The organism is Acinetobacter sp. 129952 (assembly GCF_056642055.1).
In genome coordinates this window covers 140880-156464 of record NZ_JBWVSU010000003.1, presented here as the reverse complement: position 1 = coordinate 156464, position 15585 = coordinate 140880, and the positions used below count along the sequence as shown (strand labels likewise).

The following is a 15585-nucleotide window of genomic DNA, read 5'->3' as shown; positions in this document are numbered from 1 at the left end:
GCCTAATTTTGATTGAGAGTAATTCACGTGGAAATTAATCCGTATCTAAACCAATTAAAAGACTTAAACGAACGTGGTCAAACACTACGGGGGTATCTTTGACTACGATCTGAAAAAAGAGCGTTTAGAAGAAGTCCTGCGTGAATTAGAAGATCCAACCATCTGGAATGACCAGAGTCGTGCCCAAGCGATGGCCAAAGAGAAAGGCGAGCTTGAAAATGTATTAAATGTGCTGGATCGCTTAAGTACCCAGCTTGAAGATGCACAGGCTTTGCTTGATCTGGCGGTTGAAGCGGATGATGAAAGCTTGCTAGAAGATGTACAGGCTGAACTGAGCACGGCTGAAGAAGAACTGGCCAAGCTTGAATTCCGCCGTATGTTCAATAATCCGATGGATCCAAATCCTTGCTATCTGGAAATTCAAGCTGGTTCAGGCGGTACAGAAGCACAGGACTGGGCGTCTATGTTGCTACGTATGTATCTACGCTGGATTGAACGTCATGGCTTTAAAGCAGAAGTGATGGAAGAATCTGATGGGGATGTTGCCGGGATTAAATCTGCGACGATTCGTGTGGAAGGTGAGTACGCCTATGGCTGGTTACGTACCGAATCTGGTGTACACCGTTTAGTGCGTAAGTCGCCCTTTGACTCGGGCAACCGTCGTCATACCTCGTTCTCTGCCGTGTTTGTGTCACCGGAAGTTGATGACAATATCGAAATTGAAATCAATCCGTCCGATGTTCGTACCGATACTTATCGTGCATCAGGGGCGGGTGGTCAGCATATTAACAAAACAGATTCTGCCGTGCGTTTAACCCATGCACCGACCGGAATTGTGGTGGCCTGTCAGAACCAGCGTTCACAACATGCCAACCGTGACCACGCCTGGAAGCAGTTACGTGCCAAACTTTATGAGCTCGAGATGAGCAAACGTAACGAAGCGGCACAAGCACTGGAAGATTCCAAGTCTGACATTGGGTGGGGTAGTCAGATCCGTTCTTATGTCCTGGATGATTCACGTATTAAGGATTTGCGTACAGGTGTGGAAAATTCCAATACTGGCGCAGTTCTGGACGGTGATCTGGACAAATTTATCGAAGCAAGCCTGAAACAGGGCCTGTAAGAAATCGTTTAAAAGCTGGCGTAACAAAGCTTGTGCAGATTGTGATTATTATATCTAAAATTTTCGATATATAAATCGAAAAAATACGATATAATGGTCGCAGATGCTGAATAAAGTTTCGTTGCGCCACTGATTGTGATGTGCCTATGGACCTTGATCTAATTTTTAAAGCCTTAGCCAATCCGACCCGTCGACAAATTCTGGAGTGGTTAAAATCTCCGGAGCAATATCTGTCTGCGGAAGAGTGTGGTGGCTTTCAACGTGGGGTCTGTGCAGGTCAAATTGAACGTTTGGGCCAGGTTTCCCAGTCCACCATGTCCAATCATTTGTCTGTATTACAGCAGACTGGCCTGATCACTGCGACCAAGCATGGACAGTGGTCATATTTCTCCCGCAATGAAACTTTGATTCAACAATTTATCGAACACCTACAACAACACCTTTAACAGGTGGGAGTAACGATGGCTGAATTAAATTCTCCTTTAACGCTCGGTGCGTTAGAGCTTAAAAACCGTGTCATCATGGCGCCGCTGACCCGTAACCGCGCAACTGCTGATCGCGTTCCAACCCCAATGATGGTTGAGTACTATGCGCAACGTGCAAGTGCTGGCCTGATAATTTCTGAAGCTACAGTGATTTCTGAAGAAGCCAACGGCTATTTAAATACTCCGGGACTGTTTACCGATGCGCAGGTCGAAGGCTGGAAAAAGGTCACTCAAGCGGTTCATGAGAAGGGCGGTCTGATTGTTGCCCAGCTTTGGCATGTTGGTCGTGTATCGCATCCGGATCTGTTAAATGGTGAAACACCAGTCTCTGCAAGTGCAGTACAACAGGCGGGTCATGTCAGCTTGTTACGTCCAAAACGTCCATACGTTACGCCACGTCCTTTGGAAGTTTCTGAAATTCATGCGATTACCGAGCAATACAAGCAAGCTGCGATTCGTGCTAAAGAAGCCGGTTTTGATGGTGTTGAATTACATGCTGCCAATGGTTATCTGATTGACCAGTTCTTGCAAAGCAAAACCAATCAGCGTGAAGATGAATACGGCGGTTCAGTGGAAAATCGTACACGTTTCCTGCTAGAAGCAACTGATGCACTGATTGAAGTATGGGGCGCAGATCGTGTAGGGGTGCATTTTGCGCCGCGTTGTGATGACCATGACATGGGCGACAATGATCCACGTGAAACATTTGGCTATGCCATGGAGCAGCTGGGTAAGCGCAAGATTGCCTTCTTCTTTACCCGTGAATATCTGGCAGAAGACAGTATTTCTGAATATATGAAACAGCGCTCAAATGGAGTGCCTTATATTGCCAATATGCAACTAAGTCGTGAAGATGCCATTGAATTACTGGCTTCAGGCAAGGCTGATGCGGTGGCTTTTGGTAAGGCGTATATTGCCAATCCGGATCTATACGAACGTCTGCTCGAAGATGCGCCGCTGAATGAACTGAAGCTGGAAAACATGATCGGAACCAATGTCGCGGAAGGCTATATTGATTATCCGACATTGGCTGAAGCAGAAGCTTTAACTACAGTAGAATAATCTAAAAATGAGCCACATTGATTAACATGTTGATGTGGCTCTGCTATATTCTGCCCATTGAATCTTTGGACAGGGGCGCAATGTGGCCACTCCATTTTGGTATAACGCAGCCTTGGCGCTGGTTAAACCCTTATATCAATCGCGTATCCGTAAACGTGCGACCGATCCTGAACAATTACAACAAGAACTGACAGAACGTTTCGGCCCGTTTCAGCCACCCAAAAACCTGCATGCTATCTGGTTTCATGTGGTGTCGGTGGGCGAAACCAACGCGGCCCAACCGTTAGTTGAACATTATTTAAAACTCGGTCATCCGGTGCTGGTCACCAATACCACCAAAACCGGTCAGGCCCGGGCAAAATCGCTGTTCTTAAAGCCACCTTACTTAGACTTATTTCAGGCCGTGTATTTGCCTGCTGACCAGAAAACCTTAATTCGTGAGTTTTATCAAAAATATCAGCCAAAACTGTTATTGCTGATGGAAACCGAGCTTTGGCCGAATCTGCTGGATCAGGCACCAGAGTTTGATGTAGCCACGATTTTGTTAAATGCGCGTCTTTCGGAAAAGTCGGCCAAGGGCTATGCCAGGGTTAAAGGTCTGACCCGGAGCATGCTACAGCAGTTAAGTCAGCTTTTGGCACAGGATACTGCCACCCAGCAGCGTTATATCGAGTTGGGGATCACCGCCGAAAAAACCCAGGTTTTGGGCAATATCAAATTTGATATTACTGCACCACAAAGTTTTGTAGAACATGCTGCAAACTTGAAGCAAGCATGGCAACTGGCAGGTCGCAAAATTATGATACTGGCCAGTACCCATGCGCCTGAAGAAAAAGAAATTCTAAGCGCTTTAAAATCGGCTTTAGATAGCAACCCAAAACTTTTATGTATCGTCGTACCCCGTCATCCGGAACGTTTTGATGAGGTGTTTCAGGCTGCACAGAGTTTAAATTTAATAACTCAGCGCCGTAGTTTGGCCCAGAACATTGAAGCAGATACCCAGGTTTATCTGGCGGACTCGATGGGGGAAATGTGGCTCTGGTATGCTTTGAGTCAGACCTGTTATGTCGGTGGCTCGCTGAATGAGCCGGGTGGCGGGCATAATATTCTGGAGCCGATTGCCTTGAATGTACCGACTGTTTTAGGCAAAAACTATTTTAATTTTCAGACCATCGTCGATGAATTCGTTCAAGCAGATGCAGTAGAAGTTGTGCAGGATGCGCAGCAGGCGGCAGAGGTATTGCTGGAACTTTTGCAAGATCAAATCAAGGCACAACGTTTAAATACAGCAGCGCAGAGAATTATGCAGTTAAATACGGGATCGCTTGCCAAGCATATTCAGGTGATTGATCAGTATCTTTAATTGATATTGATAAGTAACAGATATTGGATTTACTAAGACGGCAAGGATGCCGTCGTTAGGCTGTGTGGATTGAAGTTTTTTCAATATTTCTAAGCTGGCTTATCTAGCCTACTTTTCAAAGATGAAAGTAGCAAAAATCTTTTGTATCACTGAAGGGATGTCCTTATCCCTCAGGGATACGCGCGACATCCATGTCGCCACCCTCTAGCGGATAGAGGTCATTCAACAGTTCTTCGGTATAAAATCTTCTATGAATATTGTCCTGCTTGACCATCGACAAACACAATCGGATCTCTGGACGATTTCATCGAAACGTCAACTGGAACATTTACAGCAGCATGTGCAGATTCAAGTTGGAGATACCTTAAAAGTAGGGGTGCTGGAAGGTCAGCGTTATCTCACCGAGATTGTCGAGATTTCTGAAAAAGCAGTGCGACTAAAACCGCTTCAAGAGGATGCTGTTCCAAAAAAATTACCGGTGACCCTGATTGTGGCCTTGCCACGGCCGAAAGTGCTGCGCCGTTTGATCATGGACAGTGTCACCTTGGGCGTGGAAAAAATCATTTTACTGCATAGTTATCGCGTCGATAAAAGCTACTGGCAAACCCCATTTTTACAGCAGTTAAATCATTATATCGAGCTGGGACTGGAACAGGCAGGAGATACAATAGCTCCGAAAATCGAGCTGTATAAACGTTTTAAACCTTTTGTTGAAGATATTTTACCGGACTTGATTACGGCTGACCGACCCGCTTATGTGGCACATCCTTATGCCGAACAATCCATGCCTTTTGCGATTCCGCATCCTTGTACGATGATCATCGGCCCGGAAGGTGGATTCATTCCTTATGAAGTAGATTTACTGGTTAAAAACGGCTGTCAGGCTGTGAGTCTGGGCAACCGTATTCTCCGCACTGAAACCGTGATTCCCTATGTCTTAGGTCGTTTGTTTAGCGCGAGCTGAGGCATCTTCATTGCCTTCGCCGCGATAGACTTTGACTTCCTGTACCGGATACGGAATCGAAATATTATGCTCGGCAAAAGCCTGAATCACACGTTCCTGCACCGCACTGATTGAAGTTCCGGTGCCGGTTTCAGTGGTATCGACCCACCAGAAGGCTTTCAGGGTAATGGAAAAGTCAGCCAGCGCCGTCACATTGACACTAAAGCCCGGTTGGCTGAGGATGGTCGGATCTTTATCTAAAATAGCGGTAATCAGGTCCTTGGCTTTCTGGATGTCATCTTCATAGCCGATGCCCACTACAAACTCACAGCGACGGCGGGTATAGGCCGTGTTTACCGTCACGGCACTGGTATACACCGTGGCATTGGGAATCACGATACGGCGGCCATCTGGTGAGCGTAAAAAGGTCGCACGAATCTGGATATCTTCAACGGTACCTTCCATGCCATTCACGATAATATCGTCGCCAATCTTGAACGGTTCACTGAGAAGAATCAGCACACCAGAGAGAAGGTTCTGGAAAATATCCTTGAAGGCAAAACCGATCGCGACCGAACCAATTCCGAGGGCACTCATCAGCTGACCCGGGGTAAAGCCAGGAACCGCAATCACCAGTCCAATCAGAATACCAAAGAAAATAATAAAGGTACTGCCGACACGGTTGAGGACCAATACCAGATTCTGGCGGGTATAAGAACGGTTTTCCAAAGTTTTACGTACGAAAAACTTGAAGACTTTGGAGAGTAACCAGAAAATCGTAATCACGATCAGTGCGATACAGAAATAAGGCACACGCTCCCAGAAGCCCTCCATGATTTTGTCAATGGTGCTGTAGGCATCATTATACTTGGCGGTATGTTCAATCACGGTCTTGGTCGTTTTTTCAGTTGCCTGATGTAACAACTCCGTGGTGCCCTCAGTTACCTGGCTTAAGGTATTGTTTTGCTCTGCCACAAAAATTCCACAATTCAAATTTTGCCTATTTTGCCTGATGTTCAGCAAAAAATTAATAAGGGCTCGAAGTCACCATTGGATAATTTTAAAAATAACGGCGCTGTTGTTAAAAGTATTTGGTGGTTTTTTGCATCATTTCCGTGGGGGTAGGGGTTTGTTCTTCACCGCTCATATAACTGAATAAAGCGATAGATCCCAACAAGCTAAGCAGGGTCAGGATAATCATCAGCCAGGCCAGAATTTTTTCCCAGAGCAAGGTCATCCGTGCCGGACCATACTGATTACTGCCGCGATCGCCCGAACCAAAAACGATATAAAGCCATACAAAAATGTTTACTACCGGCAGTAAAAATAATAGCGCCCACCAGCCACTGCGGTTCATATCATGCAAACGGCGAACGGTCACCACTAAAGCGAAATACACATAGGCCAGAACCATGACCAGTACACCGATACTGGCCAAGCCTTGCAGTGAAATCAGCCAGTTGGGATCTAGAGAATGGGTAGAAATATTCACAATATCAATACTGAGACCCAGTGCAATACTGCCAAATAAAAAAATGAAATACAGAAATGCCGACCAGGCAATAAAGCTCAAGCGTCCGAAGCGGCCTTTCATCGACAGGGGATGATCCGATGCAGGCAGCGCAGGCGGGCTAAAGTAGGGAGATTCAGGCGATTTCATAAAGCGTATCCTGCTAAATCAGATGAAATAACCACAAGCGGTCAATTTTATTTTTAAGGGCTGTGCTACAGATCATACACATTTGCGCAGAAGATTCTGTACTGTAAGTTGTGGTTTATTTTGATTGAATTTGTATAAATAATCTACGACGAAAGCATGATTGCCGGATTTGAAATAAGCAGGCCATACTGCCATTATGCATAAAAAACAATCAACAACGCAGCATTAACCTCTCGTGATGAGATAGAACAAAATCAAGGAAGTGACCTATGCAAGAGATCTATCCAGTACCCGATGAATTTAAAAAAACAGCACGTACGCTCGAAGACCAGTACTTTGAACGTTATCAATATTCTATAGAACAGCCAGATAAATTTTGGGCAGAACAGGCGCAACGTCTGGACTGGATCAAGCCCTTCACCCAAGTCAAAAATACCAGCTTTAACAAAGACGATTTTAAAATCGAATGGTTTGCCGATGGTCAGCTCAATGTCAGTGCCAACTGTCTGGATCGGCACCTGAAAGAACATCCTTATAAACCGGCCATCATCTGGGAAGGGGATCATCCTTCGCGGCACAAGATTATTTCCTTTGCCGAGCTGCATGATGAAACCTGCCGTTTTGCCAATGTGCTGAAGAAAAATGGCATCCAGAAAGGCGACCGGGTCATGCTGTATATGCCGATGGTTTCTGAAGCTGCGATTGCTATGTTGGCCTGTGCCCGGATCGGGGCGGTACATTGCGTGGTATTTGGTGGTTTCTCGCCAGATTCTTTGGCCAGCCGGATTGAAGACTGTCAGGCGAAAATGGTGATTACTGCGGATTCCGGCATGCGCGGCGGTAAGGCCATTCCACTGAAAGCCAATGTCGATGAAGCACTGAAACTGGCGGGTACAGACTCGATTCAAAATGTAATGGTGGTACACCGCACCGGTAACCCAATTGAAATGCAGGAAGGACGTGATCTGTGGTATCACACGGAAATTATGTCAGTGAATGACATCTGTCCACCCGAACCGATGAATGCCGAAGATCCGCTGTTTATCCTGTATACCTCAGGTTCCACCGGCAAGCCCAAGGGCGTGATGCATACCACTGGCGGTTATCTGACCTATGTGAATTGCACCTTCCGTGAAGCATTTGATATCAAGCAGGATGATGTATTCTGGTGTACCGCAGATGTGGGCTGGATCACCGGGCATTCCTATGTGCTGTATGGGCCGCTCTCGAATGGGACCACCACCGTGATGTTTGAAGGTGTGCCGCAATATCCAAGCTGGGCGCGTACTGGACATATTGTCGATAAGCATAACGTCACCATTCTCTACACTGCACCGACCGCGATCCGCGCCATGATGCGTGAGGGCGATGCTTTTGTGCGGGAAAGTGATCGCAGTAGCCTGAGAATTTTAGGATCAGTTGGTGAGCCGATTAATCCGGAAGCCTGGAACTGGTACTACACCGTGGTCGGTGAAAGCCGCTGTCCCGTCATCGATACCTGGTGGCAGACCGAAACTGGCGGTTTTATGATTACGCCATTGCCGGGTGCGACTGATTTAAAACCGGGCTCTGCGACACGACCTTTCTTCGGGGTACAACCGGCTATTGTCGATGCCGATGGCAAGGAACTGGAGGGTGAAGCTGAGGGCAATCTGGTGATTAAGGATTCCTGGCCGGGTCAGATGCGCACCATTTGGGGAGACCCGGAGCGCTTTATTGAAGCTTATTTCTCGACCTATCCAGGTACCTATTTTACCGGAGATGGGGCGCGTCGTGATAAAGATGGTTATTACTGGATTACCGGCCGGGTGGATGATGTCCTGAATGTATCCGGACACCGTTTAGGTACTGCAGAAATTGAAAGTGCACTGGTGGCGCATGAATCGGTAGCAGAGGCCGCTGTAGTCGGTATGCCGCATGATATTAAAGGTCAGGGAATTTGTGCCTTTGTGACCTTACAGGCTGATGTTGCCAGTTCAGATCAATTACGTGGAGAACTGGTCAGCTGGGTACGCAAGATTCTCGGGCCAGTGGCGACTCCCGATGCCTTGCACTGGGCACCGGCATTGCCGAAAACCCGTTCCGGCAAAATCATGCGCCGGATATTGAGAAAGATTGCAGCCGATGAGCTGGACAGTCTCGGAGATACTTCGACCCTGGCTGAACCGCAAGTGGTGGATCATCTGATCGCAGAGGTACAGCGTAATAAAGCTTAAATTTAAACTTTTTAAATACCGGCATCCTGCCGGTATTTTTATATCGGGAATAAGCTCTGCATACTTTCGGATATAGTGACAGGCTGCAATCTGCTAAGCTCGAGCCATGCTGAATATAGGTCCAAAAACAATGAATATACGACAATCATATTTAAATCAGTCTCCTGTCGATATTGCCCAGAAACTTGCTGAAATTTTTGCTTTGACTGCAGCAGAGCGGGATCGGCAAGGTGGGAATCCTAAAGCCGAACGTGACCTGATTCGCCAGAGTGGCTTGCTGGGCCTGTCCATTCCAAAACAGTATGGCGGTCAGGAGACAGATTGGCAGACCATTTTTAAAACTATTCAAATTGTAGCCCAAGTCGACAGTTCATTGGCGCATGTCTATGGCTTTCATCATTTGCTGATTGCGACCGTGCAATTATTTTCCCAATCGGAACAATATGGCCCGTGGTTTGAACAGACTGCCCAAAATAATCTATTCTGGGGTAATACTCTAAATCCGCTGGACCATCGCACCATAGTTACAAAAGTTTCAGAAAACGAATATATTTTCCATGGTGATAAAAGCTTCTGCTCAGGTTCGATTGATTCGGATATGTTGCTGTGTTCAGGTTATGACGAAGCAGGAAAATTACTGATAGGAGTGATTCCTACCTGGCGAGAGGGCGTGAGCTTTCTAGGCGACTGGAACAATATGGGCCAACGCCAGACCGACAGTGGTACCAGCCATTTTGAGCAGGTCAAAATTCATGAAGATGAATTGCTGTTAAATCCCGGTCCACTGAGTACGCCGTATTCCAGTCTACGGCCTTTGATTGCCCAGCTGATTTTCGTGCATCTGTTTTTGGGCGTGGCAGAAGGGGCATTTGAAATCGCCAGACAGGGCGTACAGACCCAAAAAGCCTGGTCCAAATCACTGGCAGACGATGCAGTGAATGATCCTTTTACCCAGAAGCATTTTGCCGAGTTCTATGTACAGCTAGAAGGTGTACGCTTACTCGCAGATAAAGCAGTTCAGGGTTTACAGGCAGCCTGGGAGCTTGGGAATGATTTAAGTGCCGAACAGCGCGGTGAAGTCTCGGTTGCCATTGCCACAGCTAAAATTGCCGCAACCAATACCTCTCTCTATATTACCCAGAATATTTTCCAGGTGATGGGTGCGCGGGCCACCACGGCCAAGCTCAATCTGGACCGCTTCTGGCGCAATGTCCGCACCCAGACCTTGCATGATCCGATCGATTATAAGTATCAGGAAGTGGGGGAATGGGTGCTGACTGGAAAAGTGCCTGATCCAAGCTTTTATTCCTGATCTGAAAATAAAACAGCCTCTTTATCAGAGGCTGTTTTATTCTGGATGAAAAAGTTTGGTTTTAAATTTGCTTGAAAGCTTCAATCGCTCTTACACGAGAGGCTTTTAAATCCACGATCGGTTTTGGATAATCCAGTTCAAGATCCAGATTTTTGGCATAGGGGTCATGAATGCTTTCGGCATCCAGATGCGCCAGTTCTGGCACCCATTGACGGATATAATCCCCATTCGGATCAAACTTTTGTGACTGGCCGACCGGGTTAAAAATCCGGAAATAGGGCACGGCATCCATGCCGGTCGAAGCACACCATTGCCAGCCGCCATTGTTCGCTGCCAGATCACCATCAATCAGCTGCTGCATGAACCAGCTTTCTCCCAAGCGCCAGTCTATCAGCAGGTTTTTACACAGGAACATTGCAGTAATCATGCGCACCCGGTTATGCATCCAGCCAGTAGCCTGCATTTGCCGCATACCGGCATCGACAATCGGAATCCCGGTGTGTCCTTGTTGCCAGGCAGCCAGATCTTCAGGTGCATTACGCCACTGGATATTATCGGTATTTTCCTTAAAAGGCCGATGTCTGGATACACGGGGAAAATCAAACAGGGTATGCAGATAAAACTCGCGCCAGAGCAGTTCATCCAGCCAGGTCTGCTGACCGATATCATCAATCTGGAAATAACCGTCCTTAAACAGGATCTGCATACATTGACGGATCGAGAGAATACCGATATTCAGATATGGTGACAGGCGGCTGGTACCATCGACTGCAGGTAAATCACGCTCGGTTTTATAGTGAGCCATTTTCTCCCCGATAAAATCATCGAGCAGCTCTAAGGCAGCTTGATCCTGCGCAGGCCAGAACTGGGCAACATGATCGACCTTATAATCAACTGCAAATTTTCCCAGATCAAAGCTGGTCAGCTGAGCGGGTAATTCAAACGGATCTTGAGGCTGAATGGCAGGATAGCAGCCCGGTATATTCTGAATCAGTCGTTCATAGCACTTTTTCTTGAATGCGCTATAGACCTGATAGGGTTGATTGGACTGGTTACGGATACTGGTCAGTGGAAACAGGCTGCGATCATGATACAGCTCGACCCGGATCTGCTGCTGTTCCAGCATCTGCTGTAGCTGTGCATCACGTTGCAGTTCATTCACGCCCACTTCAATATTGGCATGTAGCGTATCAATCTGAAGTTTTTGGCACAGGCTTCGCATTTCGGCCGGCAGGTCTTGCCATAAGGGAACATTTAAAATGATTAATGGAATATTCAGCTGCGCTAACTGCTGCTTTAAGATGTCGAGGCGACGTAGATAAAAATCGATTTTAATCCGGGCATCCTGATGCAGCTTCCATTGTTCGGGAGAGAGAACCACCAGTGCTATACAGCTGCCTTGCTGGGTGGCATGCCACAGCGCGGCATGATCATGAATGCGGAGGTCTTGACGAAACCAGATCAGTTGCATTATTAAAATTCTTGGAAAGTCGTTAGTGCAGAATTTTAAGGAATTGATGGTCTTAAACCTAGTCAGACAACAAATTTATCACATAAAAAAATCCCCCAAGCCGAGCCTTGAGGAAGGGAATGAATCTGCTGAGATTTATTGGAATGATTATACGGGCTCAGCTTCTTCTTGCTGCACCGGCGTTGCCTGTTGTGCTTCAAGCTCACGGACCAAAGGCAGTACCTTCTGGCCAAAATATTCAACTTCTTCAATAAATTGCAAGAAGCCTGACAGAATTAAATCAACGCCAACTTTCTTCAGTTCGATAATCCGTTCAGCAATCTGCTGCGGTGTCCCAATCAGATTGGTGCGGAACCCGTCATTGTATTGCACCAGATCTTCAAAGGTGGATTTGGCCCAGTTGCCTTCACCTTCCTGACTTGCTGCGCCGGCTTCACGGGTCGCTTCACCAAAAGATTTCACTGCCTGCACATTGGCCTTGCTAATAATTTCCTGCAATACAGCCTGAGCTTCTTCTTCGGTATCCCGTGCAATCACAAAGGCATTTACGCCGATTTTCACCGAGTGATGATTTGCCTTGGCTTTTTCACGAATATCATCGATCTGTTTTTTCAGCTCTTCCGGGGTATTGCCATTGGTGAAGTACCAGTCAGATACGCGAGAAGCCATATCACGTGCTGCCCGGGAACTGCCGCCCTGAAAGATTTCAATATGCGGTTTTTGTAGCGGTTTCGGACTCAGGGTATAGTCTTTGAATTGATAATATTTACTTTCAAAATTAAAGTTGTTTTGGGTCCAGACCCCTTTCAGGCTACGGATAAACTCTTCCGAACGGGCATAACGCTCATCATGTTCCGGCCATTCTTCCCCAATGGCATCAAACTCACCGCGGAACCAGCCACTGACCACATTGATCGCAATCCGGCCATTGCTCAGATGGTCAATCGTCGCCAGTTGTTTGGCAGCCAGTGCCGGCTTCCAAGGACCCGGCAGAATCGCGGCAATGACTTTCAGGCGTTCAGTTTTGGCCAGAATACCATGACTGAAACTCACCGATTCATGCTGGTTTTCTGCATTATAGCCGGCAGTAAAACGGATCTGGGTCAGAGCATAATCAAAGCCTGCCTGTTCAGCGGTTTGTGCCAGACGCACGTTATAGTCATAGCTCCAGTCGGTGCGCTGCTCGATGTTACTGACCACCAGGCCACCACTGACATTCGGCACCCAATAGGCAAATACGATATTTTTATCATTCGACATATTCATCACCCTTTGTAATGCTGTGTTCAAGCCACTTGAGTCTTTGGTGCTTTCTTGCTGTGCAAGCGCGATTCTGCGGCATCCAGACTTGGCACGGCTGCTGAAGGCAATACTTCTTCTTGTTCGATCTGCTTGTTAATGCCCAGATTTTGACTGGCTTGAATGGTTTTTTCTTTAACGACTTCAGCACGTTGTCCTTTGGTCGGCGCCCATTCAAGAATCGGCAAGGCACGCGCCACAGCCAGGGTAATCCGGTCGCGGAGCAATTCACTGTGAATAGTATATTCAGGGGTGAAATCGCGGTCGGTGGCATAGACCCCAATCGGTAAAGTCTGTGCCTGAAAGAAGCTGAATAAAGGACGCAGTTGATGTTCAAGCACCAGTGCATGACGGTCACTGCCACCGGAAGCCGCCAGTAATACCGGAACATCCACCAGCGCCGTTTGCTCGACAAAGTCAAAGAAATGCTTGAACAGGCCGGTAAATGAAGCGCGGTATACAGGAGTGCCCACAATCAGCGCATCTGCGGCTTCTACTGCTGCCAGATCATCCTGAACGCGTTGCGGCAACTGATTGCGGTAAATTGTACCGCCCAAGAGCGAACCAATTTCACTAAATTTAATGAAATGCACATTGATCGGTGTCGCTTCCCCCAGCTCATCCAGAATGGCCTGAACCAGGGCTTCGGTTTTTGAGGGATGATTTAAACCGCCAGATACGGCAACAATATTTAAGGGTTTTTGCGCATTAAAATTAGACATATTTAGAACCTGAAAATAGGGGTAATCTTGGAATGACCCTATTAATCCCGATTTAGCGAAGGGCTGTAAAATAACGAAAAGCTGAAAAGTTATCTGATTTTGCGATATACGACAAAGGCCTGATTCTTAAGGAGGTTTTTATATGTAAGTAAATGATATTTATATTTATATTGAATAAAGATAAGCTTTTTCAGTGAGGAATAAGTGATATATAAAAAAGTGATGAGAATTAAACAATTATTGCAATAGTGCAAAAATGGGTAATTTTGAAGAAAAACTGCATATTATTTTAAAAATTGTAGTGTCTTGCATATCCTTAACCGGGTTGTGTGGTTAGAATAGGGGCTACCGTGCCAAGATCTCTCTCACGTTGCCTATGAATATTTTAATCGTTGATGATCATCCACTATTTCGTCATGCCTTGATTCAAGCTGTACGTTATAGCCTGCCACAAGCCCAGATTCATGAAACTGCGGCAGTCAATGAATTTTATGAACGTCTAGAAAATGGCCCTGAGCCTGATCTTGTGCTGCTGGATTTAAACCTGCCAGGCGCTTCCGGCTTTTCTGCCCTGGTGCATGTCCGTGCACAATATCCGTCTTTACCGATTATTGTCGTGTCTGCACATGAAGAAGTCAGCATCATCCAGCGTGCGATCGCGCATGGTGCGATGGGCTATATTCCTAAATCTGCCCACCCAAGCCATATCGGTGAAGCGATTCGTGAAGTGCTAGAAGGTGAAATCTGGTTACCGCCAAATCTGCCGGCCAATATGAATTTTGATCCGCGTGCTGCCGATGAAACGGCTTTGGCAGAACGGATCCAGTCTTTGACGCCACAACAGTTCCGGGTATTGATGATGGTGGCTGAAGGTTTATTAAACAAGCAGATCGCTTATGAGCTGGATGTATCGGAAGCGACGATTAAAGCGCATGTGACTGCAATCTTCCGTAAGCTTGGCGTACAAAACCGGACACAAGCGGTATTGGCCATCAATGCACTGAATATTGAAGACCGCAAAATGTAAGTTCTGCATAGCCGAATTGAAAAAGACCTCCTTGGAGGTCTTTTTTTATGGGCGAAATCTGCAAAAATGAGTGCAAAGGCCTGAGTCAGCTAGGCGATATAATCCTGTTTGCGGGTGAAATCATCACAAAACAATGGATTTAAGGCACATTGCAATTCGTCAATCTGCTCTTCAGTGACATAACCTTTCGATTTCAGATATTCCGCCACGCGATCATCACGCAGACTCAGGAAAGTCGCATCATATACACCCAGATCCACAAACAGTGCCGCAGTTTCCAGACTGTTAAAACGATCCAGATAAACTTCATTGTCATACATCAGGAAGACATGTTCGTCGCGCGTATTCGGATCGACATGTAAACGCTGCGCCAGCTCATGTGGGCAGGTTTTGATAAATAACAGATCAGACAGCTCATCAAATTGGCTGGTGTCCAGACAATCTTCTTCATTTTTGACTTTACCCAGCCAGGCCTTAAAGACCAGTACCGCGCCACCACGCAGCAACATGCTCCAGATCTGATGACGGGTTTTTGCTGGAAGGTCCTCTGTTTCAGCTTCTAAAGACTGAATCAGCTTGTCTTCCTGTTCAGCAATCTTTTCAAATAGTCCCAGACCTTGCGGCTTGTAGGCATAAGGTTCAAAGACATCAAAATGTAATTCATCAAAGACTTGCAGTGCCAGGGGTACTGCACTCTGATACAGCGTTTCCAGTGCCTGATACTGGGCATCATTCAGCTTGCTGTATTTAAAGACCTGTGCCCAGTCAATGCTTGGCAATAAGGCGTTGGCGCCATATTGACGGTGAAACTGCTGGGTCTGATTCAGGCCCTGGTTTTGATCTATGTTCATGTGAAGAACTCCGATATGCAGAAATAGATCAGCGACCAAAAAAATTAAGGC

14 protein-coding genes are annotated in these 15585 nt (G+C 46.7%); 8 read left to right on the top strand and 6 right to left on the bottom strand.

Annotated elements, in window-relative coordinates:
• The first annotated feature begins 27 nt into the window (after nt 1-27).
• The 5 genes from prfB (at nt 28) to AC1IR0_RS05020 (ending at nt 4997) form a co-directional block, all read left to right on the top strand.
• A protein-coding gene (prfB, locus tag AC1IR0_RS05040; RefSeq protein ID WP_101627160.1) for a peptide chain release factor 2 occupies nt 28-1123 on the top strand; the annotation gives its coding sequence in 2 pieces (ribosomal slippage) (nt 28-99 and nt 101-1123; 1095 coding nt in all).
• A 146-nt stretch (nt 1124-1269) separates the two neighbouring features.
• Nucleotides 1270-1569, top strand: a complete 300-nt coding sequence (locus AC1IR0_RS05035) for an ArsR/SmtB family transcription factor (protein ID WP_004281346.1) — start codon at nt 1270-1272, stop codon at nt 1567-1569.
• Nucleotides 1570-1584: 15 nt separating this feature from the next.
• Nucleotides 1585-2670 (top strand): alkene reductase, encoded by a 1086-nt coding sequence (locus AC1IR0_RS05030; protein WP_005261558.1) that lies wholly within the window; start codon nt 1585-1587, stop codon nt 2668-2670.
• 82 nt (nt 2671-2752) lie between these two features.
• Nucleotides 2753-4033 carry a 3-deoxy-D-manno-octulosonic acid transferase gene (locus AC1IR0_RS05025; RefSeq protein WP_409651511.1) on the top strand — a complete coding sequence of 427 codons (1281 nt, stop codon included), beginning with the start codon at nt 2753-2755 and terminating at the stop codon, nt 4031-4033.
• 250 nt (nt 4034-4283) lie between these two features.
• Nucleotides 4284-4997 (top strand): 16S rRNA (uracil(1498)-N(3))-methyltransferase, encoded by a 714-nt coding sequence (locus AC1IR0_RS05020; RefSeq protein ID WP_100329504.1) that lies wholly within the window; start codon nt 4284-4286, stop codon nt 4995-4997.
• Here the strand turns inward: AC1IR0_RS05020 and AC1IR0_RS05015 are convergent.
• Nucleotides 4971-5951 (bottom strand): mechanosensitive ion channel family protein, encoded by a 981-nt coding sequence (locus AC1IR0_RS05015; RefSeq protein ID WP_409651516.1) that lies wholly within the window; start codon nt 5949-5951, stop codon nt 4971-4973. The two genes, AC1IR0_RS05020 and AC1IR0_RS05015, sit on opposite strands and share 27 nt — an antisense overlap.
• A gap of 106 nt (nt 5952-6057) precedes the next feature.
• Nucleotides 6058-6636 (bottom strand): DUF805 domain-containing protein, encoded by a 579-nt coding sequence (locus AC1IR0_RS05010; RefSeq protein ID WP_004647259.1) that lies wholly within the window; start codon nt 6634-6636, stop codon nt 6058-6060.
• Nucleotides 6637-6905: 269 nt separating this feature from the next.
• Between AC1IR0_RS05010 and acs the strand changes: the two genes are divergently transcribed.
• Complete coding sequence (acs, locus tag AC1IR0_RS05005; protein WP_121980013.1) at nt 6906-8852, top strand: acetate--CoA ligase; 1947 nt, start codon at nt 6906-6908, stop codon at nt 8850-8852.
• Nucleotides 8853-8982: 130 nt separating this feature from the next.
• On the top strand, nt 8983-10164 hold the full coding sequence (locus AC1IR0_RS05000) for an acyl-CoA dehydrogenase family protein (protein WP_479741215.1): 1182 nt from the start codon (nt 8983-8985) through the stop codon (nt 10162-10164).
• 61 nt (nt 10165-10225) lie between these two features.
• Here the strand turns inward: AC1IR0_RS05000 and phrB are convergent, their stop codons facing one another.
• From phrB to msuE, 3 genes are all read right to left on the bottom strand, one after another.
• Nucleotides 10226-11635: a deoxyribodipyrimidine photo-lyase gene (phrB, locus tag AC1IR0_RS04995; RefSeq protein WP_479741214.1), complete on the bottom strand. Its 1410-nt coding sequence runs from the start codon at nt 11633-11635 to the stop codon at nt 10226-10228.
• Between the two features lie 147 nt (nt 11636-11782).
• A complete protein-coding gene (gene sfnG, locus AC1IR0_RS04990; RefSeq protein ID WP_479741213.1) occupies nt 11783-12895 on the bottom strand; it encodes a dimethylsulfone monooxygenase SfnG in 1113 nt (370 codons plus the stop codon).
• Nucleotides 12896-12921: 26 nt separating this feature from the next.
• Nucleotides 12922-13656 (bottom strand): FMN reductase, encoded by a 735-nt coding sequence (gene msuE / locus AC1IR0_RS04985; protein WP_479741212.1) that lies wholly within the window; start codon nt 13654-13656, stop codon nt 12922-12924.
• 376 nt (nt 13657-14032) lie between these two features.
• Here msuE and AC1IR0_RS04980 point away from each other — a divergent pair, with 376 nt between their 5' ends.
• Nucleotides 14033-14683, top strand: coding sequence for a response regulator (locus AC1IR0_RS04980; RefSeq protein ID WP_004281370.1), 651 nt, complete (start codon nt 14033-14035; stop codon nt 14681-14683).
• An 89-nt stretch (nt 14684-14772) separates the two neighbouring features.
• Here the strand turns inward: AC1IR0_RS04980 and AC1IR0_RS04975 are convergent, their stop codons facing one another.
• A complete protein-coding gene (locus AC1IR0_RS04975; RefSeq protein WP_479741211.1) occupies nt 14773-15534 on the bottom strand; it encodes a hypothetical protein in 762 nt (253 codons plus the stop codon).
• Nucleotides 15535-15585: the final 51 nt, after the last annotated feature.

Excerpts from the sequence above, each read along its gene's own strand:
- AC1IR0_RS04980 (WP_004281370.1), top strand. The coding sequence starts at position 14,033 with ATGAATATTTTAATCGTTGATGATCATCCACTATTTCGTCATGCCTTG.
- phrB (WP_479741214.1), bottom strand. The coding sequence starts at position 11,635 with ATGCAACTGATCTGGTTTCGTCAAGACCTCCGCATTCATGATCATGCC.
- AC1IR0_RS05035 (WP_004281346.1), top strand. The coding sequence starts at position 1,270 with ATGGACCTTGATCTAATTTTTAAAGCCTTAGCCAATCCGACCCGTCGA.
- acs (WP_121980013.1), top strand. The coding sequence starts at position 6,906 with ATGCAAGAGATCTATCCAGTACCCGATGAATTTAAAAAAACAGCACGT.
- AC1IR0_RS05000 (WP_479741215.1), top strand. The coding sequence starts at position 8,983 with ATGAATATACGACAATCATATTTAAATCAGTCTCCTGTCGATATTGCC.
- msuE (WP_479741212.1), bottom strand. The coding sequence starts at position 13,656 with ATGTCTAATTTTAATGCGCAAAAACCCTTAAATATTGTTGCCGTATCT.
- sfnG (WP_479741213.1), bottom strand. The coding sequence starts at position 12,895 with ATGTCGAATGATAAAAATATCGTATTTGCCTATTGGGTGCCGAATGTC.
- AC1IR0_RS05030 (WP_005261558.1), top strand. The coding sequence starts at position 1,585 with ATGGCTGAATTAAATTCTCCTTTAACGCTCGGTGCGTTAGAGCTTAAA.
- AC1IR0_RS05020 (WP_100329504.1), top strand. The coding sequence starts at position 4,284 with ATGAATATTGTCCTGCTTGACCATCGACAAACACAATCGGATCTCTGG.
- AC1IR0_RS04975 (WP_479741211.1), bottom strand. The coding sequence starts at position 15,534 with ATGAACATAGATCAAAACCAGGGCCTGAATCAGACCCAGCAGTTTCAC.
- AC1IR0_RS05010 (WP_004647259.1), bottom strand. The coding sequence starts at position 6,636 with ATGAAATCGCCTGAATCTCCCTACTTTAGCCCGCCTGCGCTGCCTGCA.